Here is a 24,134-nt window from a genome sequence, read left to right as displayed (position 1 = left end):
ATACCACATGTCTAACCTTTAATATACTTCGCTTCCTTGGGCGTTCTTTTATTTGCCTCATCCACCAGAGCTTTGGCTGTAAAAAGATCTGCGGCAATCTGCTTCATGTTCAAAGGATAGTTACTCCCTGACATACAAAACCTCTCCCTTACTTATTTCTTCTAATATTGCCGAATCATCTGCCTTTCCTTCTTTAAAGTACAAAATGTCATACGTTTGAAGAAAGTCATCAAAGCTAGAAAGTTTATTAGCGAACTCAATAAACTGTTTTGATTGCAATGCCTTACTTTTTGACTGATTCCCAAACACTGCCAGATCTATATCTGATTCATCAGTACATCTGTCCTCAATGCAGGACCCGAAAAGAACAATTCTATCAATATAATCACAAGCCTCAGCAGATGTAACAATATTATTCAAATACTTCTTTTTAATATCAGCAACTCTTACGTGCCTGTTTCCAACTTTAACATCTACAACTTTACACATAACAGGTCTCCATAGTTTAGAAACATATTAATACTCCGTGTGATAATTATACAATAATTCTAAATAAAATAGTCTTAAATATCTGAATCATCCCCGATGTTGATTAACCATTTTTTCATTTAACCCAAACCACATAAAAGTAAGAGTGCATATATCAGAAATATACGCACTCTTGCAATCAATAACCTAAATGTAACAGATTATTTTTTCTTAATCTTCATTGAATTTTTAAAGCCAGTCTTTTTTGTGAATTTCTTCTGATATTTCTGCACAAGCTTCTTAGGAACCTTGATCACTGCCTTCTTATTTATTCCTTTAATAGCATTAGCTTTAATCGCGACTACCTTATTTCCCTTAATAGTAATGCTTTTTAGGTTTTTACATCCATTGAATGCATTTTTACCTATTTCTTTAAGACTTCCTGGCAATGTTACAGACTTAAGTTTTGTGCATTTCCGGAATGCATTAGCACTTATTGTTTCTACGCCGTTACCTAATTTTACTGATGACAGACTAGTACAATCCTTAAATGCATTCGGCTCAATAGTTGTAACTGTATCAGGCAATGTAATGGAAGTTATATTGGCGTTTCCAGAGAAGGCACTTTCACCTACTGACGTTACTGTGTATTCCTCGTTTCCGGCAACTACTGTCGCAGGAATTACAACTTCTGTGCCTTCAATGTTAATACCATCAACTTCTATTTCCTTATTACTCTTATCTGTAATCGTGTAAGAGCATTCTCCTGTAATGGTTGCGTTTCCATCATAGGTATAATTGCCACCATTGATATTATTATCAGGCGTTGGGTTAGTATTTGGATTAGTATTGCTGCTTGGGGTAGCGTTATTGTTTGGTTCGGTATTATTACTAGGAGCTGTGCTATTGTTGGGATTAGTATTATTATTGCCATTGCTGGAATTAGAATTATCGTTACTACCATTATTATTGTCACTTCCGTTATTGTTGCCGCTATCATTATTACTGCCTGGAAGAATGCTAAATGTGGTTGAACAGGAATTATCGTAATTATTAATTCCTGCGACATTAACCCTAGCTGTACCGACATTTACGTTATTTTCATAGCTCAGAATATAATCAATATTCTGTGTGAGTATAGCTCCATTTAATGATACTAAGGCTAATGGCTTTTTCTCAAAACCATCATTGTATTCCGTAGTTTTATCTAGCGAGATAGTTGCGTACTTAATTGATGCCTTGCTAATGGTATAATTCACGGTACTAGTCCCGGAATACTTATTTCCCTTACCTGTTATAGTAATCGTAGCGGTTCCAGCATTTATATTATTTGAATAATCCACACTGTAATCTGTACCCTGATAAAGCAATACACCATCCAAACTTACAGTTGCCGTAGGCTTTTTTGCAGTCCCATCATAAGTATATGTAGAATTGGACAATGAAATCTCTGCATTGCTGATGCTTGCTTTCGAGATTTTAACACTGCTATTATCAATTACAGCATTATAATTTTGATGAGTAATTTTAAAATAAACTTTATGTGTTCCATTTGCAGAAAATGATGGATTCGTAGCAGAGTAATTTATTCCATCTGTAGAATACACAATGGAATAACCTGTGCTTGGAAAGTACACTTTTACAGAAATCGAATGTGATTTGCCATCATTGTATGTATCAACTCCCTCAGCAGAATACGCAATATCTTCCTTCTTGATTTTTACCGTTTCAGATCCGGTCTGCTCATTATAGTTAGGTGATGAGATTTTATAATAAACTGTATAATTCCCAGCATCAGTAAATGTTGGCTTTTCACTAAAGTAATCTATTCCATCACTTGAATACTCCACATTATATCCGGAAGCTGGCTTGGTTACATCTACTGAAATTGTATGAGGAAGACCATCATAGTATGTTTCTGTTCCGTCAGAACTATAAACCATTGTACTTTTGCTAATCTTTACTGATTCATGACCTGTTTGAGTATAATAATTTGCAGCGATAATCTTATAATAAACAGTATAATCTCCCGCATCAGTAAATATCGGATTTTCTGTTGAATAATCCGTACCATCTGTTGAATACTCAACTGTATACCCCAATGTTGGAGCTGTTACATTAACAGAAATAGAGTGTTCCTGACCATCATAGTTCGTTTCTGTTCCATCTGAACTATATGCTATAGTATTCTTGATTATTTTTACTGACTCATGTCCTTCTTTATCGTTATAATTGGGTGCTGTGATTTTGTAATATACTGTATAATCGCCAGCATCGATAAAGGAAGGCTTTTCTGTTGAATAATCCGTACCATCTGTTGAATACTCAACTGTATACCCCAATGTTGGAGCTGTTACATTAACAGAAATAGAGTGTTCCTGACCATCATAGTTCGTTTCTGTTCCATCTGAACTATATGCTATAGTATTCTTAATTATTTTTACTGACTCATGTCCTTCTTTATCGTTATAATTGGGTGCTGTGATTTTGTAATATACTGTATAATCGCCAGCATCGATAAAGGAAGGCTTTTCTGTTGAATAATCAGCACCATCTGTCGAATACTCAACTTCATATCCTGATATTGGAGTATTTACGTTAACTGAAATAGAATGAGGCGTTCCATCATAGACTGTCTCTATCCCTGATGCTGATGAAATTATATTACTTTTACTAATGCGTACCGTTTCATGTCCGTTTTTATCATTATAATTCGGATCCGTTATTTTGTAATAAACAGTATATTCTCCACTGTCCGTGAATTCCGGCTTCTCAGTATCATAATTAATATCATCAGTAGAATATTCTATTGCGTACCCGGAAGCTGGTGTGGTTACATTTACACTAATTGAATGAGGATTACCATCGTAGGCTGTATCAACACCTTCTGCTTCACAATTTATATAAGATTTGTTTATGACAACGGACGCATTTCCTGTATTCTTAATATGATTTGGTGCTGTGATTTTGTAATAAACAGTATAATTGCCGCAATCAGTAAAAGTAGTTTTCTCTTCCGAATAGTTAATATCATCTATTGAGTAAGTTATCGTATATCCTGAAGTAGGTTTGGTAACATTAATAGAAATTGAATGTGGATCACCATCATAATATGTATCAACACCATCAACATTACATTCAACAGAGTCAAACTCTGATCCACACACATAAGTCGCACTAGCACTACCTGCAGGTATTTCCGTAAATTTTGTGTCCAAGTCCGCAATACCATTGTTATCTAATTTGTAATATCCCTGATTACTGCCTAATGGAATGGATACCCCTAAACTAGCAGGACCTTTAATAGATTTTATATTCGCACCAGAAAACATACAATCCATGTTGCAGAAAGAACTAATCTCAAAACTGCTTATATCTAATTCATCAATGGCAGAATAATAGAACATCTCGGTATAGTCATCAACTTTGGTTGTATCGAACGAAGACAAATCAAGTTTCTGAAGACTAGTACAATTATAAAACAACCGTGACATATCTTTAACTTTTGATGTATTAAATGTAGAAAGATCCAAATTTTTCAAATTTGAACAATTATAAAACATACCTGAAATCTCTTTTAGCGAAGATGTTTCCATAAGACTTAAGTCTAATGATTCTAAGCTATTGCAGTTTTCAAACATTCCACGCATATCAGTAACAGAAGCTGTGTTCATAAAGCTTAAGTTCAATGACTTTATGCTACTGCAGCCATAAAAAGTCCCAGCCATAGTATTAACATTTGACGTATCAAAACCGTTTATTTCTAGATTAGCTAAATTGGGAAGGTAAGCGAACATATTCGAAATGTCTAAAACATTACTTGTATCAGTAAATGACAGTTTCAAAGTTGATAGTTTTGTGCAAGCAAAAAACATATTGTTACAACTCACAGAATTTGGGGCGATATTATATAGTTCTGCACATCTAACAAACTGGTCCTCACTAATCAGAAAATTGCAATTTGCATGAAGTGTTGAAGAATTTGTTGCTGTCTTGATATAAAATACATGATTCTCATTCAAAAAGCTTTTAAACTTCTCTCCATCAAGATCTCCATCATTAGACAATATTGTCAAGGTTCTCGTGCTATCATCATATTCACCAGTAACATTTGTCCCCAAATCTATATTAGATGTTATCTGTGCCTTTGCAGGAATAGCCAAAAATGAAAGCAGGAAAAACGCTACTGCAAAAGAAAAAAGACATATACTTGTTTTAAATCCCTCATAACGCGCTCTCATAGCAGGTCTCCTTTCATAGAAAAGCTGATACTACAATTTTACTTCAACTGCAGAGAATAAGTGTATTTGTTATAAAGTTTTAATTGTATTTTTCAAACTTTTAATATTCGCACTACCTGAATGCCGTTTTTTAATATAATATAAAGCTGTGATTCAGATTTTCACTTAAATCACAGCATCCATTTATTATTCAGGATAAAGCTGCTGGCATTCATTATATATCGTTCTTCATTTATAAAAAAATTGGTTTTTACGCCTCAGATGACATTTTTCCCATTTCTTAGGCATACAAATCAAATCGTTTTGTAGGCATATACGCTCATAATTGCGGATTATATTGCAAGCTTGAAAGTCGCTTGCAAGTCTTCACGGCTGTGAATCAGCAGATTTCAAGCTTTTCACTGCTCAGATTCTCAAAAAAAGCTGTGAATATACAAGTTTTTGCGAAATCACTGCTCGCATCTGTTACAGCAGCTGTGAATCACCTAATTTCTAGCTTTTCACTGCCGGATTGCAAGTCACCACAACTGTGAACCAACTAATTTAAAGCATTTCACAGCCAAAAAGCCATTTTAAAAGAGTTTTGCTTGCATAACTCTAGTTCGCAAGCTGTATTGCGGAGCAATAAAAAAGCTGTGATTCAAGTTTCCCCTTAAATCACAGCTTACATCAGTCCCCAAGACTACCTTATTATTTTCCCTTTTTAAATTTCAGCTTACCGTTCTTTGCGCCTCCGGCCTTATTTATTGTCTTCATCATCTTTGAAGCAATGCTTTTGGACGGAGCAATTATAGTGAACTTTGCTTTTTTCTTTATCTTCTTGAAGCTATTCTTACCGATAGACTTAAGTGTTCTTGCATCTAAAGTGACTTTTCCAAGGTTCTTGCAATTGCAGAATGCCTTGGCGCCTATCTTTTCGATTCCATTGGCAAGCTTCACAGTTTTTATCGTCTTGTTTCCAGCAAAAGCATTCTTGGCGATGGACTTAACCTCATAGGTTGCAAGGTTTTCATCATTTACTTCAGAAGGAATGTTTACAGTTGCTCTGGCCTCTGAATCAAAGCCCATAACTTCAACCTTTGCCAGAGTATCTGTGCTGTATGTAACCCTATACTTTATTCCGTCTTTTACAAATGTAGAGCCAATCGCTTTGTGTGCAGGCGGAACCATAATAAGTGATTGAGCAGGTGCAAATGCTAAATCATTATAGTAAGTAGCTCCAAACTTTCCGTTTGCATACTCACACATTGCGTTAGGCAGCTTGCAGCTTTCTGAATCTACCGGCGTGAAAACTTTAGTAAGCTTATCACACCCATCAAACATTTCTGAATTATAGTATAGCTGCAAATTATTCAGATTAACTGATTCTAATGAGCTACATCCCTTGAAAGTACGAAGAGCGTTGCACTTACACTTAAGTCCGCTGAGATCTACTGTTTTAAGGCTTGTACAGCCCATGAACATCTCATCAAATCCTTTTCCAACAAGCATTCTATTTATTTACAGCGAACAATTCAAGCAAAAGTAGTACAACCACTTATCTGATCATCCCCACTGCATCCTGCACCGAAGAAACTCCTATCAGCTTCACCCCGGGGAATTTTTTTGCATACTTATCTGCAACGGGCTTGGGCACTATGCAGGTCTTAAAGCCAAGCCTCTCTGCTTCGGAAATTCGCACATCAGGCATGTTCACAGATCTCACCTCACCTGAAAGGCCGACTTCACCGAAGGCGATGACATCATCAGGAATGGCTCTGTTCCTAAAGCTGGATACGATAGCCATGCACATGGAAAGGTCCAGCGCAGGCTCAATCAGCTTCATTCCTCCTGCAAGATTTATGTATGCATCATAGGATGAAAGCTCGAGGCCCACTCTTTTTTCAAGGACAGCCATAAGGAGATTTACTCTGTTAAAATCGGTTCCGTTTGCCTGTCTTCTTGGGAAGTTAAAATTGGTATGACTTACAAGTGCCTGTATCTCTATAAGGATTGGCCTTGTCCCTTCTATGGAGCAGGTAACGATTGAGCCGCTGGCGTTTTCAGGTCTGCCCTCAAGCATGAACTCGGATGGATTGCTGACCTCCACAAGTCCCTCATTTCTCATCTCGAATACGCCTATCTCATTCGTCGAACCAAAACGGTTTTTCACTGCTCTTAAGATTCTGTAGGACGCATGTCTGTCACCCTCAAAATAAAGCACAGTATCCACCATGTGCTCCAACACTCTGGGGCCTGCAACAGTGCCCTCTTTTGTAACATGACCGACTATAAAAACTGAAATGCCAAGCTGCTTTGCAATTCTCATGAGCACTGATGTAGACTCCCTTACCTGGGATACGCTTCCGGGGGCTGAGCTAACGTTCTCATTGAACATGGTCTGAATGGAGTCGATGATTACCACCTCAGGTGAAGCTCGTCTTATCACCTCTTCGATTGTTCCAAGATCCGTCTCACATAAAAGCTCCATATCCTCAGTGAAATCACCGATTCTGTTGGCACGAAGCTTTATCTGCTGAAGTGATTCCTCACCTGAAATATATAAGACCTTCCGCTTGTCAGCCGACAGAAGTCTTGCAGTCTGCAAAAGAAGTGTGGATTTTCCTATTCCTGGATCACCGCCCACCAGGGTAAGCGAGCCCTTTACAAGACCTCCACCAAGAACGCGATTGAACTCACCAATATGTGTGTCAAAACGATCCTCTTCATTTATTGTTACTTCGGAGAGTTTAACCGGCTTACTCTGGGTATCGCCGCCTGCAAAACCACCAATGCCGCCTGCTGCTCTCTTTGAGCTCTTACCGGTAACCGAGGGCTTTATCGTCTCCTCCACAAAGGTATTCCACTCTTTACATCCCGGACATTGTCCCATCCATTTTGATGACTCATATCCGCATTCCTGACAGTAAAATACTGTCTTAATCTTTGTTGCCATATTTCCCCCATTTACCTCCATTCTTATTCTTCACTACACGCATGTCACTTCACGAGTAACTAATCCCCTAACATACAAAAGGGCTGCAATGCAGCCCTTTTGATATTCTATTTTATTTATGAATTTCCACTTTTGACGGAGCGGTTCCAAGCGTTACACTAAAGCTAAGCTTGCCTCCGACTCCTGTTTGCATCGGACCGATATTCTTACCATCCACAAGTACGTGATAATCGGTATTTTCCTCCAGTCCAACAGTTATCTGTGCATCTCCTGGTCCCTCAACCTCAAAGGAAACACCATTGTCGTTCTCCTTAAAGTGGGTGACCGTTGTCCCCGGAACAGACTCATAAAGGAACATCTCGTTCTGCTCCAGCTTGGTAATGTCCTTGAAGGTTTTTACCTTTAAAATGTTGCCCTCATGCTCGAAGTTATCAAGCTTTTTCTTCTCGGGCAGATCATAATTACCAAAGCTGATAGTTCCATCTGCTTCCGCTCTCAGCAACTGCTCTACGACAGCCATTTTCTACCTCCTATTTTATTATCCCGTCCGCCAAATCCCACGTAAACATCTCATTCACAAGGCAACCCGGCCCCCGGAATAATAGCACAAAGTGTTTTTACTGATTTAATTATAAAGCATCAAATACAATTATTTTCTTAAAAATTTATGAATCATTTCGTTTTCTTAGACACTTTTTTAGCCGAAGCAGTTTTTCCGGTTGTCGACTTCTTGGCGGTAGTTTTCTTCGCATCAGCTTTCTTAGCTGTAGTGCGCTTTGCGGCGGTTTTCTTTGCAGCGGGTTTCTTAGCTGCAGTCTCGCCCTTCATTGAAAACACTACCTTGTCGTCCTTGATTCCTATTGTAACCTTGCTGTCTCGCTTTATATTGCCCTTCAAAAGTTCCTCAGCCATAGCGTCCTCGATTACGGACTGGATAGCCCTCTTAAGAGGTCTTGCACCCATCTTGGCATCAGAGTACTTCTTAACAAGGAACTCTTTTACCTGCTGAGACATTACAAGGTCGATTCCGAGCTGATCCTTGCATCTCTTGCCGAGGTTCTTACTAAGGAGTGTGACGATCTCCATCATCTCCTTCTCATTGAGCGGATGGAATACCATGATCTCATCGATACGGTTTATGAATTCAGGCTTGAAAAGTCTCTTAACCTCTTCCATAACGCCGCTCTTCATGTTCTCATAATCCTTCTTCTCATCGGAGGCTGTGTCGAAACCAAGTCTCTTGGGCTCAACGATTCTCTGGGCGCCTACGTTAGAAGTCATGATAAGGATTGTATTCTTAAAGCTCACCTTGCGGCCCTTAGCATCTGTGATGTGACCGTCATCAAGCACCTGAAGAAGCACGTTGAAGATGTCAGGGTGCGCTTTTTCTATTTCATCGAAAAGTATTACTGAGTAAGGATGACGTCTCACCTTCTCGGAGAGCTGTCCACCCTCATCATATCCCACATATCCGGGCGGTGAACCGATCATCTTGGACACGGAGTGGCCTTCCATGTACTCGGACATATCAACTCTTATAAGAGCATTCTCATCTCCGAACATAGCCTCTGCCAGTGCCTTGGAGAGCTCAGTCTTACCAACACCTGTAGGTCCGAGGAAAAGGAATGAACCGATGGGTCTGTTAGGATCCTGAAGTCCTACTCTTCCTCTTCTGATTGCCTTGGAAACAGCAACTACTGCATCCTCCTGGCCGATGACTCTCTCGTGAAGAATCTTCTCAAGCTTAAGAAGTCTTTCTGACTCCTTCTCCGCGATCTTCTTAACCGGGATCTTGGTCCACATCGCAACAACTTCAGCGATGTCATTCTCAGTTACAACAAAATCCGAATTTTTCTCTTTCTTATTCTCGGAAGCCTTCTTGCGGTTGTACTTCTTAATAAGTGCTTCCTGCTTGCGGTGAACCTCACCTGCTCCTGCAAAGTCTTCCTTTGCAAGAAGTTCCTCAACCTCTTTGTCCATCTCATGGATCTGCTGCTCCATCTCACGAACACCTGAAGGCGCGCCGCTAAGACGAAGTCTCACAGCGGATGAAGCCTCATCAATAAGATCGATAGCCTTATCGGGAAGATTTCTGTCATTGATATATCTGCTACTTAAATCTACTGCTGCCTGAATAGCCTCAGGTGTGATCTTTACATGGTGGTGCTCCTCGTACTTGCTCACGATTCCATTAAGGATGGCAAGGGATTCATCTCTGTCAGGCTCCTCAACGTTAACAGGCTGGAAACGTCTCTCTAAAGCCGCATCCTTCTCCACATATTTGCGATACTCTGTGATGGTAGTAGCACCGATCATCTGTATCTCGCCTCTTGCAAGTGAAGGCTTAAGTATGTTGGACGCATCGATAGCGCCCTCTGCACCGCCGGCACCGATAAGGGTATGCATCTCATCTACGAAAAGAATAATATTCCCGTCATCGATTACTTCGCGGATAACTCTCTTAATTCTCTCTTCGAACTCACCTCTGTACTTAGATCCTGCGATCATTCCTGAAAGATCAAGTGTCAAAAGTCTCTTATTCTGAACCGTAAAGGGAACATCTCCTGCAACTATCCTCTGTGCAAGGCCCTCAACAACGGCTGTCTTACCAACACCGGGCTCACCGATGAGGCAGGGATTATTCTTGGTTCGTCTGCTGAGAATCTGAATAACTCTCTGGATCTCGTTATTCCTTCCGATTATGGGATCAAGCTTGTTCTCTGCTGCAAGAGCCGTAAGATCACGGCTGTACTGCTCAAGAGTTGAAGCCTTTTTCTTGGCATTGTTTTTCCTTCCAAGGTCCTCTTTTACAAGGTTGGCATCCTCTCCCATGGCTGCCAGTGTCTCAGCATAAATCTTCTGAATAGAGACATTCATGGTTCCTATAAGACGAACCGCAACATTCTCGCCCTCCTTGATAAGAGCCAGCAAAATATGCTCTGTTCCAATCTTCTCGGCACGGAATCTGTCTGCCTGCCTCTCAGCCTCCTCGAGGACATTCTCAGCTCTCGGCGAAAAGCCCTCCTTATCAAGAAGCGTCAAATTGCCACCTTCTACGATAAGATCTCTGATGATATCCATCATCTTATCTTCATTGACGCCATTATCAATAAGGATTCTTGAAGCTACGCAGCCTCCTGTTTTGATAAGGCCTAAAAGAAGGTGCTCTGTACCCACATAATTGAGTTTAAGAGTTCTTGCTGTTTTCCTCGCAAGCTTCAGCGCCTCCTGCGCCTTCTCTGTATATTCTTTATTCAAAAAAACTCCTTCCCGTTGCTTTCCAAAATATGGTCAGCAACTCATATCTGATATTCGAGTTCCGTTACTGTCAAATGTATCTGATCTAAGCCTCATAATGGCCGTATATCTCATCTACAAGTTCATGTATCTCATTCCTGGTCACGCCCTTACACATCGCTCTCGCAAGAACAACACTCAGCATATCGTGAGCTTCTTCAAGCGCCTCAAGCTTGTTGAGATCAATTGCTATGATAGCACCTCTGCGCCTGTCAATCTTAACAAAGCCCTCCTGCTGTAAAATGGAGTATGCCTTATTGACAGTATGCATGTTAATGCCAATCATCTCGGCAAGCTGCCTCACACTTGGTAACTGCTCACCCTCCCGGAACTGAGACGTGGCAATACCCATAATGATCTGATTGCACAGCTGTACATATATCGCTTCATCACTGTTAAAATCAATTTGTATTACCATGGACGCCTCCTTTTCTGTGATACATTTAGTATAACAAAGGAGAGGTCAAAGTCAACCAAAAACAGAACAGAGACCTATAAAAAAGCCATAAACTAACAGGGAGCTGCAATGCAGCTCCCTGTCGTTATTATATCTTATTTATCATCATCATCCAGATCAAGGAATTCGAATTCGAAGTCCTCATCATCAAGAAGGAAATTGCGTGACTTACGTCCGCCTGCTGGTGCAGCCGATGCTGCGCTCCTCTGTGCCTCGGCACGATCACGTGAAGGTGCGGGACGCTCACTTCTGGGTTCTGATACTGACTTTCTTACAGGTGGTCTGTCCTCTGTAAGGAGAGATGCAGCTGAACCGATAGGTGCCTTTCTTGCAGGAGTAACAGTTGAAGTTCTCTTGCTGTCTGCTACTGTTCTGCCATTTGACTTCGGTGCTGAATCACCTTTGTCAAAGAATCTCTTTGCGGGCTTCTGCGGAGGAAGCTCTTCGTACTTATTCTTCCTAGCTGCTCCCTCGTCCTCATCATCTTCATACATATAATCACGAAGCTTGTAAATGAGAAGAAGTACACCAAGCACGAGAATACCGATCACAACTGCCATGCCGATGATGGCGCCCTTGAGCTTCTTAACCTGAGCCTGAAGTGCATTGGCCTGCTGGCCTGCCTTAGCATACTCGAGAAGGTCGTTAAGCTTAACCTGAGTTCCTTCTACATTATCATAGAGGTACCATACCTCTGTGCCTGTTCCGTCATCCTTATAAGCAAGTGAAAACTCGCCGTTACCAACTACTGCGGGCTCTGCTGCAGGCTGTTCCACAGGCTGCTCCTCTACAGGTGCCTCGCCTTCTGCGGGAGCTGCCTCACCCTCTGCAGGTGCTTCGCCTTCAGCGGGAGCTGCCTCGCCCTCTGCCGGAGCAGGAGCGCCCATCTGTACGAGATCGGAACGAACGAAACCTGTTCTTCCGCTACTTCCGAATCTGATCTGATACCATGTCTTGCCATCAGTGCCTGATGCCTCACCTGTTACGGTAACGCCCTCGCCGTTCTTAACTGTTCCGACTGAGCTGTAACCGGTTCCTGCACCACTTCTGACATTAGCACTTGCAACAGTTACTGTAGCAGGCTGCTCCTCTACAGGTGTTGCCTGTGTCTCAGGAAGTGCCGCGCTTGTTGTTCCTACATCTGTGCTCTTTGTAGCACCTGACTTTGAAACCAGATCGCTTCTTACATATCCGTATTCTGAATCGTTAATGAAAATTCTGTACCAAACATATCCCTGTGAATCAGTAGTCTCATCGATGATATCGACCTTGTCCCCGGAATCAAGGCTCGATACCTGTGAAGAAGATGTGCTTGCCTCAGCTCTGACCTTAACATTTGAAGATGTTATCGTTCCCGTAGCGGCTAAAGCACTTATCGGCATAGCGAACGCCAATACCCCCGCTGTAAGAACGGATGCAGCACCTATGGCCACATTCCCAATTTTTTTTCTAATCATACCTTCTACCTCCAAACAGTGCAGCGCTGTACCTGCACTTAAATCTCTATATGCGCGACTATTCATCACTAATTACACAGGAAATATCTTCCGGTAAATAGGAAAAGTCGAATAATCAACCCAATATTTAGTATATTGTACCACAATTTAGCTTAATCTTGTACCTCATATTGAGATAATGAAAGAATTATGCCTCGTCAATTGCTTTTCCGATATCGTGGCGCATATATTTATTTTCAAAGCTTACCCATTCGGTAGCTTCATAAGCCTTTTTTCTGGCCTCAGAGAGTGTGTCACCCTTAGCTGTGATGCCGAGAACACGACCACCATTTGTGACAATTTTGCTCTCTTCATTGAACTTGGTTCCTGCGTGGAAGCAGTAATAACCGTCCTTCCCCTTGAAGTTCTCAAGTCCGGTTATCTCCTTGCCCTTTTCATAGCTTACAGGATATCCGTCTGATGCAAGCACAACGCAAACTGCTGCCTTATCCTCGAACTGAAGATCAACCTGGTCGAGAGTGCCATCGATAACAGCCTCACAAACCTCGATCATATCTGTCTTAAGTCTGGGAAGTACAACCTGAGCCTCGGGATCACCGAATCTTGCGTTGTACTCAAGCACTCTGGGACCATTTTCAGTAAGCATGAGTCCGAAGAAAATTACACCCTTAAACTCTCTGCCTTCCTGTCTCATGGCATCAACAGTTTTCTGATAGATGTGCTCCTTGCAGAACGCATCGACTTCCTCAGTGTAGAAGGGGCTTGGTGAAAAGTTGCCCATTCCGCCTGTGTTGAGGCCTGTATCGCCGTCTCCTGCTCTCTTATGGTCCTGAGCTGAGCTCATAAGCTTGATTGTCTTACCATCTACAAATGAGAGAACCGAAACCTCTCTACCTGTCATGAATTCCTCGATGACCATGCGGTTTCCTGCATCGCCAAACTTCTTGGTCTCCATGATCTCACGGACACCTGCCTCAGCTTCCTCCTTAGTCTCGCAGATGAGTACGCCCTTACCAAGTGCAAGGCCGTCGGCCTTAAGAACTATAGGAAACTTTGCTGTCTGCAGATATTCAAGAGCCTTTTCGGGATCGTCGAAGGTCTCATAAGCAGCTGTGGGAATATCATACTTTTTCATAAGGTCCTTGGAAAATGCCTTACTTCCCTCAAGAATAGCTGCATTTTTGCGAGGTCCGAATACTCTGAGTCCCTCTGCCTCAAAAGCATCAACGATACCGCCAACAAGCGGATCATCCATTCCTACTATAGTGAGATCTATCTGCATGTTCTTTGCAAATCTTACAAGCTTGTCGAATTCCATGGGAGAAATCGGCACACACTCCGCAAGTTCTGCGATTCCGGCATTGCCGGGTGCACAGTAAAGCTTGTCGAGATGCTTACTGCGTGAAACTGCTTCTGCTATGGCGTGCTCACGGCCGCCACCACCTACGATAAGTACGTTCATACCTTACTCCTTTGACCCTCATCCGTCACCTGCGGTGACACCTGTCTCCGCTCCGCTTCGGTCCGCGCAAAGCCGACGTCCCCCGGACGTCGTGCGCCCCCAAAGGAGGAAGACTTTTAATGAGTATTATTTCAATAAATTATTACATTACTGATTTTGAGCCATTTCAAAACATTATTACAATATCGCTTCGGGATCATATCCATCAATAACTACCTTACCATCAACAATAGTAACCTTTCCGTTCGCGATAAGGTCGATAGCCTTGGGAAGTATCTTCCACTCAGCCTGTTCCATGATGCGCTGCTGGAGTGTCTTTGCAGTGTCATCAGGTCTTATCATTACAGGTTTTTGAAGAATAATTGGACCTGTGTCCGTGCCCTCGTCCACAAAGTGAACCGTTGCACCGGATACCCTCACACCTCTCTCTAGAGCCTTCTCGTGGACCTTGAGGCCATAGAAGCCCGTTCCGCAAAATGAAGGAATAAGTGAAGGATGGATGTTGATTATTCTTCCACTAAATGCCTTGACGATTTTTTCAGGAATAACAACGAGACATCCGGCAAGTACTATAAGATCCGGGTTCTCGGAAACAAGAAGCTCATAAAATGCTTCGTTAAAGGCATCTCTGCTCTCAAATTCCCTGGGAACAAGAACCTCTGCTCTGATGCCGTGCTTCCTCGCTCTCTCAAGAGCGAAGGCATTCCTGTTGTTTGAAAAAACCATGCCTATCTTAGTATTGGTGATGGTACCGTTATCAATTGCATCGATTATTGCCTGAAGATTGGTGCCGCCACCTGAAACAAGGACCGCAATGTTTAGCATATCTCTACTCCCTTGTCTCCTGCCTCAACGCTACCTACGATCCATGCCTTCTCACCTGAAGCCTCGATAGCCTTAAGTGTCTTGTCGGCATCTGCAGGATCTACAGCAAGAACCATTCCAAGTCCGCAGTTGAAGGTGTTGAACATCATCTTCTCCTCAAGGTTACCGGTCTTCTGCATGAGCTTGAAAATTGCAGGAACCTCGTAGCTGTCCTTCTTAACAACTGCCTTGCATCCATCGGGAAGCATTCTCGGGATGTTTTCATAAAAACCGCCGCCTGTAATGTGACTGCAGCCCTTAACTGTGATGCCCTCATTTTTAATCTCTTTGAGCATCTTTACATATATTTTTGTAGGAGTAAGAAGTGCCTCGCCAAGAGTACATCCAAGCTCGTCATAGTACTTCTCAAGGCTCTCCTTTGTCATATCAAAGACTTTTCTTACAAGTGAAAAACCGTTAGAGTGAACGCCGCTTGAAGCTACGCCGATAAGTGTATCCCCGGGCTTAATTGTGCTTCCGTCGATCATCTCTGATTTATCAACAACGCCTACAGCAAAGCCTGCTACGTCGTACTCATCCTCAGGCATAAGTCCGGGATGCTCAGCTGTCTCGCCGCCTACAAGAGCACACTCAGACTGCTTGCAGCCCTCAGCCACGCCCTTAACGATTGCTGCGATTTTCTCGGGATAGTTCTTACCGCATGCGATGTAATCAAGGAAGAAAAGAGGCTCGCCGCCTGCACAGATTACATCGTTAACGCACATAGCAACTGCATCAATTCCTATGGTGTCATGCTTATCAAGAAGAAAAGCAAGCTTTATCTTTGTTCCTACTCCGTCGGTTCCGGATAACAGTACCGGATCCTTCATATTTTTAATGTTTGCAAGGGAGAAGGCTCCTGAAAATCCTCCAAGACCGCCAAGGACCTCGGGTCTCATGGTCTCCTTTACATACCCCTTGATCATCTCCACTGACTTGTAGCCTGCTTCGATATCGACACCTGCATTTTTGTAGTTAAGCTCTGACATGTTTTCCTCCGTTTTGCCCCTCATCCGCCCTTCGGGCACCTTCCCCCTAGGGGAAGGCAATGAGGTATATTTCCTACACCTACCTATAATAGAATTACAAGTAGTTTATTACCTATAAAAATTCAAGTTATTTGTTTACTTAAATAATCAGTAATTCTGATATCCAACCTCCTGAAGCCGCGCATCCTTAGCCACAACAGCTTCCTTGAGGCCCATTGAATATTCCTTAAGCTTTGAAAGCAGCTCTGCATCGCTTGTAGCGAGTATCTTTGCTGCAAGAAGTCCTGCATTTGCTCCACCATTAATAGCCACAGTTGCAACAGGAATACCTGAAGGCATCTGTACAATGCTGTAGAGCGAATCTCTGCCGCCTAATGAAGTTGTATGCATGGGAATTCCGATAACAGGCATAGGGAAAATTGCGGCGCACATACCAGGAAGATGTGCTGCCATTCCTGCTCCGGCAATGATAACTTTAAAACCTTTGTCCTCAGCGCTCTTCGCATATGTGAAGAACTCCTCGGGTTCACGATGTGCTGAAATAATGTTCATCTCATACGAGATACCAAGCTCATCGAGTATTTGTGCTGCTTTGGCCATGACCGGCATATCCGAGTCAGAGCCCATTACGATCCCAACCTGTGCCATTTCTCTCCTCCACCCTTGGTACTAATTAATTGATAACGAATGTGCTTGCGCAACTACCGCAATCCTACCACATAACACTATTCGTTATCAACTGTAAGAATGCTTTAAAGTTTTAACTTTTGAAATGATTTTTCTGAGCTTTTTTTCCAATTGACGGTATCCCTTAAGATGTTCGGCAAAGGATTTTTCATCCTCTTCCTCAAGATCAAGCTCCATGGACCTGGCAAAATCTGCCATTTTATCAGCGCCAATAAGCCGCGCAGTATCCTTAGCTGACCTCACCGCAGACTTGAGCTCCGAAGCATCGTGATACTCAAGGTGGCTCTCAATGCCTTCAAGAGTATCCGTTTTCATATACTCGTTTAGTACCTCAAGATAAAAAGTAGGATCAAAAAGGAAGTACTTTTTCGGCCTGTCGAGATTCATCCCCTTCATCTCTGCAGACAGATTATCCCATAGCTCCCCGATGTTCATAGTCTTGATAATTCCATGCTTTTTCAGCAGATCTCTTATCTGATCCATGGAAAATGGCTTTTGCATATAGTCAGAAAAACCGGCATTCAGATAAAACTGCCCGTCAGCTGAAGAATCATTGGCAGTTACCATTACAACCGGTATATCGGGACACAGATTTTCCTCTTTTATAACCGACATTGCCATCATGCCATCCATAACCGGCATAAGATGATCCATAAAAACAAGATCATAGGATTTTGCGCGCAGCAAATCGATTGCTTCCTGTCCGTTGAAAGCAATCTCTGTATTAAATCCGAGCTGTCCCACCATCTCCGCGAGAAGCTCGGCATTCATTTCCGCATCATCTACGATCAAAATAGCCATTTCTTTCAGATTCTCCCAGCATATACAAAAGACCAAACGCACCGCTTCCGTGAATTGCAGCCATGGAAGCAGATTCCCTTTGAACAATGATCTCATCAAAGCTCATGATGCTGTTAACCCATTTCTTGATATCATCTATCTCAGAGGATGTCAGATCAGTATGCGTTATGAAAAGAGTTTTCTTATCAATAGGAGAAAACTTTGTCAGCTGGTCTTCAACATATCCCTTGCGACATTTTGTCACGGAACCGATCATCATTCTGCCAAGGCTTCCCCTTCCATCTCTGAAAAGAACAGCGGGCTTGAGCATAAACACACGGCTAAAGCCTCCGGTTCTGCGCTTTATCCTTCCCATCCTTATGAGGTAATCGATATTATCGATAAGAAAACTGGTATGAATGCGCTTCTTCATAACATCCAGTTCCGCTACACAATCCTGAACATTTTTTCCCTCCTGCGCAAGACGCACAGCCTCCAGCACAAGAATACCCATACCACTTGAAAGACTCTCGGAATCAACAACTGTAATCTTATCAAATGAAGCTGCTGCCTCACTTGCAACATGGAATGCGCCGCCCGCCTTTCCTGACATACTTATATGAATAATATTCTCTGCATCGGAAAGATGAGCCGCAAAGAAATCCTCATACTCCTGCACCGAAGGAATATCAACCGAAAGATTATCAGCTCCACCCTCTCTCATATACTTGAGAACGCCCTCGGTTTCGGCCTCAACTCCGTCAAGGAAAAGTCCGGCATTCGTTCTTATATACAAAGGAATAACTGGTATCCTTAAGTTTTCAATAAGGCGCCTTGGAAGATCGCAGGCACTCTCTGTGGTAATAAGTATAGGAAGCCTCTCTCTGCTGGAGATGAGCTTCTGATCCTCAGGGTCAATGTACATGGGAGTTATTCTGCGAACCTTATCGGCAGGGAGTACTCTAAGTAGTGTATTTTCAAGCATCTCACCTGAAACCGGTTTTAACAGATAACCATCAAAACCCGCAGCCCTATACTTCACCTGATCGTCCGCCGATGAATGAGCGGTCAGAACAATTACGGGAGTCTCTTTATTTAAGCCGCCGACCTGAGATTTGATCTGCTTAAGGCAGGTGATTCCATCCATTTCCGGCATCTCAATATCCAGGAAAATGCAATCATATTCGTCGTCACCGCATCTTGAAAGACATTCCTGTCCACTCTCAGCCTGATCGATGACCATTTTGGTATCCTTAAGAAGCTTGGCAGTAACCATCCTGTTCATCGTATTATCGTCTACAATAAGAATCCTGCAGTCGGGAGCCTCAAAGCTTTGTCTGTAGAACTGATCGGTCTCGCGCTTCTTAAGTGTTTCAAGAGCCACATCTCCTATTGGCTCTTCTCGTACGATTTCCTGCGGGATTGATACGGTAAAGGTGGATCCCTTGGTATAAATACTGTTTACCTGAATCTCGCCATGCATCTGCTCAGTCAGCTGTTTTGCAATTGTAAGTCCAAGACCCGTACCTGAAATTCCCTTGGTCTGTTCAACATTTACTCTCTTGAATTCATCAAACAGATATGGCATGTTATCACGCCTTATACCCATACCTGTATCCTCTATGGAAAAGCTGATCATTATCTGCTTATTCTGTAGAGGTTTCCATTTTACTGAAATCTTTATGCTTCCTTCGCTGGTAAACTTGACCGCATTATTAAGAAGGTTTATGAGAATCTGCTCGATTCTTACATCATCACCGATAAGTCTTCTGGGGATGGTTTTATCCACGTCAACATAGAGAGCAAGCCCCTTTCTGGAGGCACTCTCCCAAATCAGATTAATAGTCTCCGACAACATTCCCGCAAGGTCATACTCTGTGGGAACGATCTCCATGTTACCGGATTCCAGTTTGCTTAAATCAAGAACGTCATTTATTAGTGAAAGAAGAATGCGGCTGGCACTCTTTATATTTTCAGCATTTTCCGCAACCTCTTCCAATGAATCCGACCTTAAGACCAGTTCATTAAATCCAAGGATCGAATCAATAGGAGTTCTGATCTCATGGCTGACACTTGAGAAAAACTGATTTCTTGCCTGGCTCAGTTCCTCGATTTCCTTTTTCTGCTCCTGCATCAGCTCATTTTCGGATTTGTAAACCTGATTCTGGAAAATTATCATTACAGTAAGTAGTGCACTGACCAGAACAACACCCGTAAATGAATCTATATAAGCAGCCTTTGTAGAGTGAGGACTGACAATTTCAGGGAAAGAATATGCGATGTAATAAATAATAGCTGTAGTTAAAGCTCCAATTCCAAGAAGTACGTATTTCCGTTTTCCCTCAACTGTCATGCCAATATAGGCAAAGCCAAAAACAAACCACAGCGGAGAAGCGCTATAAATACTTCCGCCAAAAATAAAAGCGACAGGAAGCATGATAAGAACCAGCACCAAAGCGATGATAGTCGCTCCCAGTTGTACCCGCCTCTTTTTGATAGATGCCCTTACCACAATCGTAAAGAACAGTAGACATACCACAAGAATTATGGTCGCAACAATATCATCTCCGACAATTACACTGATTATAATAACCAAAAACATGGACAGCAGTCCAACCAGAGGTATTATGGAGAAAATTCTTTCCTGCAATGATCTGCCATGATCATTTAAAGCTGTAAAAAAGCGCTTGAAAATCATGATGCATTACCTCCGTAAACTCGCAAAATATCTTCTTTTACAGCGCCTATCTGTCGTTTCAGCTCCTCGTGGTTAGCCACGATATAAGCCTCCCACTTATCTTTAGCAGCCTTCTCGATCTCGCCGGCCTTTTTCGATAGATCATTCGCACCGATTATTCTTGATGACAGCTTAAGTCCCGAAAGCTTTATGCTATAGTTCTCCCAATCTCTGGCATCATAAAGCTCCTGAGTCATAGAAGCTATACCATCAGCCTCCCTTGCAAATTCAAGAAGTACAGACTCAAAAAGCTCAGCACTTCCGCGGCAGACACTAATACCCTGATCAGCGTTCAGGGTTACCAGCTTACCTTCCTTTGAAGTTGCTTCCTTCGTGGCTTCCTTAGACTTAACTTCCTCCTCATCATCCTGTACCTTTACATACTCCCACATCGTAGACGGAAGCAGTTTTTTCAAGATACGCTCAAGCTCTGAAATCTCAATGGGCTTTGCCAGGAATTCATCAAAGCCCTCCTTCATGAACATCTCTCTGACTCCGCTCACGGCATTTGCAGTAAATGCTATGATCGCTGTATGGTCATCAGGTCCCGCATTATTTCTAATCATCTTCATAGCCTCAACGCCATCTACTTCAGGCATCATATGGTCCATGAAAATAACATCATAGGTCTTCTTTTCACAGCTACGGACAGCCTCCATGCCGGAAAGCACCACATCTGCTTCCATTCCATATCCGGCAAGGATTCCTTTAGCCACGAGAAGATTCATCTCCTCGTCATCAACTACAAGGGCATTAACACCATTGAAAACAAGCTTCTTTCCACTGGTCTCCGGATCGAATTCCCATACTGTAGTTTTCCTGTTAACCGCATTCACTATGGAATGGCTGAAAATAGGTTTTCTGATAAAGGTAGCCTTGCTTCCGCGAGGAATCTTGAAATTGCTCGAAACCGATGCGATAACAGAGACATCTCCCTTGATATTCTCATAATAGTCCCTGTTTTCCATGTACTCTTCTTCAGCGATCAGAATGTGTGTCATCTGATTTGATGCGCAGAGCTTCTTAAGCTCCTCAAACTCAGCTGCTCTATGGATAGGGATAGAGAGACCTTTTAGTGTATTTAAAATCATTGCGTTATAGTACTCCCTGACAGCAGGGCTCTTGTACTTATCATTTCTAAGGTAGCAGGCAAGCTCCAGTTTTTCAGGGTGATCGAGGATAACGCTGGGCTTATCATCAACAACCTGCTGTGGAATACTGATATTAACTCTGGTACCCTTCTTAACTTCGCTCTCAATTCTGACGAAGCCGCCCATTTTCTTTACAAATCCGAACACGATTGAAAGACCGAGACCAATGCCCTCAGCCCTTCTGCTTCTTCCGGAATCTATCTGGTACATTCCTTCGATGACGCGAACTCTCTCGTCATCGGTCATACCGATACCTGTATCCGTAACCTCGATGCACAGGTTAGCACCATACTCCTTTTTTCTTGTAAAAATATGGAGATTTACACAACCGTTTTTATCCGTAAACTTAATGGCGTTTATCATGAGATGCCTGATAATTCGCTTAATTCTTCCGGCATCGCCGACCATTCTCGCAGGAATGTTTACATCCATGTCGATGACTATCTCGCAGGTTCCGCTTCTCCAGAATCTGAACTCCGTTGCAATATCATTAACAATTGAAGATATGCGGTATTCCTCCTCTGAAAGCACAAGGGATCCGGTATCTATCTCAGTATAGTCAAGGATATCTTCGATTCTTGAAAACAGTCTCTTACCTGCTCCCTGAATGGCAGTTAAGTCGGCCTTCTTTTTTTCCTCCTTCTCCTCATCAATAAGGAGTCCGGACAAGCCTGTTACAACGTTTATAGGTGTTCTCAGCTCATGAGAGATATTTGCCATGAAGTCCTCGGACTGCTGTTTCATATCCTCCAGCTCTTTTTCAAGGTCATCCGCCATACTCTTGGATACAGAGAACATCTCACATATGTAGCCGCCAACCCTGTCAGCGAGAATTACTGACATCACATCCAATAGAAGTATTGGAGCAGATACACTACTGAATTCCTCAACTCCCGAAAGCATAAGAATCAGGTGATAAAGGAGCAGCATGATGTACGCCATAAAGAAAATCCTTAAGGCAGGCTTTTCCTCTGTCAGTGAAAACAGCATCATGGCAAGAACCAGTATCAGCGTAGCATTATATAATTCTTCAACATGGGAACCGTAAAAGAATGTCGCCAGCGAAATAAAGCCAGCAAAGACGTAAATCCGGAACTGGAAAACAAATTGTCCGGCCACATAAAGACTCCAGGAGATGACAGCTCCGATAAAGATAATCGGAACCGCCCAAAACTCCCATTTATTAGCAATTGAAACGATCGCGAGGCCGACAGAATACAAGGTGTAACATAAAAGTATCACTATTTGAATACTCTTGCGTATTTCCTCATTCCGCTTGTTTCTGTCCATACCTGCACCTCACAATACAGAAAAGTACAACAACAACCCTACCCATATGAGCGACAGCACATTGAGTAATATCCCCAGATTAGGAAAAAGCTTGAATATGTCCCTCTCCATCCTGGCCATGATCCCCAGGATCAGTCCGGCCACAGAATATATTGTGCAGAACAAAACCGCAACACCGTATTTAGCTTCAGCCAGTCCTCCATTTTTGTAGCTGAGAAAAACAGCGTAGAAAATGGTGGCTACCGAAATCAGCCCCAGCGCTGCTGAAAGAACTCCTTTTTCAGGGTGCTTCTTATCAGTAAATACGTACCTCCCGCGGCGCGGCGAAGGAAGCTTTATATTAAATTTTTTCCTCTTTTTTCTCTCCTCCATATATCAGTGAAACAGCTTAGATTCCTGCTGCTCCGTACTCCTTGTAATACTCATCGATAGCTTTCTTGATGTCCTTTGAAAGGATAACTTCGCCATCAAAGGTCTTACCGTAAAGATATTCTACAACCTCACTCATGGAGACGATCGCACTGGCTTCAAAGCCGTATCTGTCAGTTATCTCCTCAAGTGCACTCTTATCGGAATCCTGTCCCTTCTCCTGTCTGTTTAAGGATACCATCATTCCAACGATATCTACGTCAGCCTGCTCTCTTATGATCGGCACTGTCTCCTCGATGGATTTACCAGAAGTAGTAACATCCTCGATGATCATAACTCTGTCGCCATCACGAAGCTTTGATCCAAGAAGTATTCCCTTGTCTCCGTGATCCTTGATCTCTTTGCGGTTAGAGCAGTAACGAATCTCTCTTCCGTAGAGTTCGCTTATCGCAATTGTTGTAGCTACGGTAAGCGGGATTCCCTTATACGCAGGTCCGAATAAAACATCAAACTCAAGACCATAAGTATCATGAATTGCTCTTGCGTAATATTCTCCAAGCTTCTTAAGCTGAGCACCTGTAACATATGCTCCTGCATTCATGAAAAACGGTGACTTGCGGCCGCTTTTCAAAGTAAAATCTCCAAACTTAAGGACATTGCTGTCCACCATAAACTCGATAAACTCTTCCTTATACCTCTCCATTTGAGCATACTCCTTTTATTGTATTGCTATGTGCATTGTAACACATTGAAAACCGCATAACCATTAACTAAATATAAAAGATTTGTAACCCTCATCCGTCACTTCGTGACACCTTCCCCCAGAGGGGGAAGGCATTTGGTATTATCCTCAAGCCTTCCCCTTGAGGGGAAGGTTTTTGGTATTATCCTTAAGCCTTCCCCTTGGGGGAAGGTTTTTGGTATTATCCTCAAGCCTTCCCCTTGGGGGG

The 24,134-nt window shown here is 42.5% G+C and carries 18 protein-coding genes; all 18 read right to left on the bottom strand.

Going from position 1 to position 24,134, the window contains the following annotated elements; translation table 11 throughout:
• Positions 1-11 precede the first annotated feature (11 nt).
• Positions 12-134, bottom strand: coding sequence for a hypothetical protein (locus G586_RS27270; RefSeq protein WP_255346271.1), 123 nt, complete (start codon positions 132-134; stop codon positions 12-14).
• Positions 121-489, bottom strand: coding sequence for a nucleotidyltransferase domain-containing protein (locus G586_RS0120570; protein ID WP_026529206.1), 369 nt, complete (start codon positions 487-489; stop codon positions 121-123). The genes G586_RS27270 and G586_RS0120570 overlap by 14 nt, the downstream gene beginning before the upstream one ends.
• A 200-nt stretch (positions 490-689) precedes the next feature.
• The gene (locus G586_RS0120565) at positions 690-4,709 is read right to left on the bottom strand and encodes a leucine-rich repeat protein (RefSeq protein WP_026529205.1); all 4,020 of its coding nucleotides are present in this window, start codon (positions 4,707-4,709) and stop codon (positions 690-692) included.
• 690 nt (positions 4,710-5,399) lie between these two features.
• Positions 5,400-6,200 carry a leucine-rich repeat protein gene (locus G586_RS0120560; RefSeq protein WP_081674507.1) on the bottom strand — a complete coding sequence of 267 codons (801 nt, stop codon included), beginning with the start codon at positions 6,198-6,200 and terminating at the stop codon, positions 5,400-5,402.
• A gap of 46 nt (positions 6,201-6,246) precedes the next feature.
• Positions 6,247-7,644, bottom strand: a complete 1,398-nt coding sequence (radA, locus tag G586_RS0120555; RefSeq protein ID WP_026529203.1) for a DNA repair protein RadA — start codon at positions 7,642-7,644, stop codon at positions 6,247-6,249.
• A gap of 112 nt (positions 7,645-7,756) precedes the next feature.
• Positions 7,757-8,164, bottom strand: coding sequence for a hypothetical protein (locus G586_RS0120550; RefSeq protein WP_026529202.1), 408 nt, complete (start codon positions 8,162-8,164; stop codon positions 7,757-7,759).
• A 152-nt stretch (positions 8,165-8,316) separates the two neighbouring features.
• Positions 8,317-10,902, bottom strand: a complete 2,586-nt coding sequence (locus tag G586_RS0120545; protein WP_026529201.1) for an ATP-dependent Clp protease ATP-binding subunit — start codon at positions 10,900-10,902, stop codon at positions 8,317-8,319.
• Between the two features lie 85 nt (positions 10,903-10,987).
• Entirely contained in the window at positions 10,988-11,359 is a 372-nt protein-coding gene (locus tag G586_RS0120540; RefSeq protein WP_026529200.1) for a GntR family transcriptional regulator, read from the bottom strand.
• 134 nt (positions 11,360-11,493) lie between these two features.
• On the bottom strand, positions 11,494-12,855 hold the full coding sequence (locus tag G586_RS0120535; protein WP_026529199.1) for an SH3 domain-containing protein: 1,362 nt from the start codon (positions 12,853-12,855) through the stop codon (positions 11,494-11,496).
• Between the two features lie 187 nt (positions 12,856-13,042).
• Entirely contained in the window at positions 13,043-14,317 is a 1,275-nt protein-coding gene (gene purD / locus G586_RS0120530) for a phosphoribosylamine--glycine ligase (RefSeq protein ID WP_026529198.1), read from the bottom strand.
• A gap of 177 nt (positions 14,318-14,494) precedes the next feature.
• Complete coding sequence (gene purN, locus G586_RS0120525; RefSeq protein ID WP_026529197.1) at positions 14,495-15,142, bottom strand: phosphoribosylglycinamide formyltransferase; 648 nt, start codon at positions 15,140-15,142, stop codon at positions 14,495-14,497.
• Complete coding sequence (gene purM / locus G586_RS0120520; protein ID WP_035773841.1) at positions 15,136-16,170, bottom strand: phosphoribosylformylglycinamidine cyclo-ligase; 1,035 nt, start codon at positions 16,168-16,170, stop codon at positions 15,136-15,138. Before purM ends, purN begins: the two co-directional genes overlap by 7 nt.
• 147 nt (positions 16,171-16,317) lie before the next feature.
• A complete protein-coding gene (gene purE / locus G586_RS0120515) occupies positions 16,318-16,818 on the bottom strand; it encodes a 5-(carboxyamino)imidazole ribonucleotide mutase (protein ID WP_026529195.1) in 501 nt (166 codons plus the stop codon).
• A gap of 87 nt (positions 16,819-16,905) precedes the next feature.
• Complete coding sequence (locus G586_RS0120510; protein WP_026529194.1) at positions 16,906-17,658, bottom strand: response regulator; 753 nt, start codon at positions 17,656-17,658, stop codon at positions 16,906-16,908.
• On the bottom strand, positions 17,636-20,335 hold the full coding sequence (locus G586_RS0120505; RefSeq protein ID WP_051204988.1) for a DegV family protein: 2,700 nt from the start codon (positions 20,333-20,335) through the stop codon (positions 17,636-17,638). The genes G586_RS0120510 and G586_RS0120505 overlap by 23 nt, the downstream gene beginning before the upstream one ends.
• Complete coding sequence (locus G586_RS0120500) at positions 20,332-22,815, bottom strand: hybrid sensor histidine kinase/response regulator (protein ID WP_026529192.1); 2,484 nt, start codon at positions 22,813-22,815, stop codon at positions 20,332-20,334. The genes G586_RS0120505 and G586_RS0120500 overlap by 4 nt, the downstream gene beginning before the upstream one ends.
• Before the next feature lie 9 nt (positions 22,816-22,824).
• Positions 22,825-23,187 (bottom strand): DUF6142 family protein, encoded by a 363-nt coding sequence (locus tag G586_RS0120495; RefSeq protein WP_026529191.1) that lies wholly within the window; start codon positions 23,185-23,187, stop codon positions 22,825-22,827.
• Between the two features lie 16 nt (positions 23,188-23,203).
• Positions 23,204-23,887 carry an orotate phosphoribosyltransferase gene (gene pyrE, locus G586_RS0120490; RefSeq protein ID WP_026529190.1) on the bottom strand — a complete coding sequence of 228 codons (684 nt, stop codon included), beginning with the start codon at positions 23,885-23,887 and terminating at the stop codon, positions 23,204-23,206.
• Between the last annotated feature and the right edge of the window lie 247 nt (positions 23,888-24,134).

The organism is Butyrivibrio sp. VCD2006, assembly GCF_000423925.1.
GTDB lineage: Bacteria > Bacillota > Clostridia > Lachnospirales > Lachnospiraceae > Butyrivibrio.
Note: the sequence above shows the minus strand (reverse complement) of the source record. Positions and strands in the feature narration are given on the sequence as shown.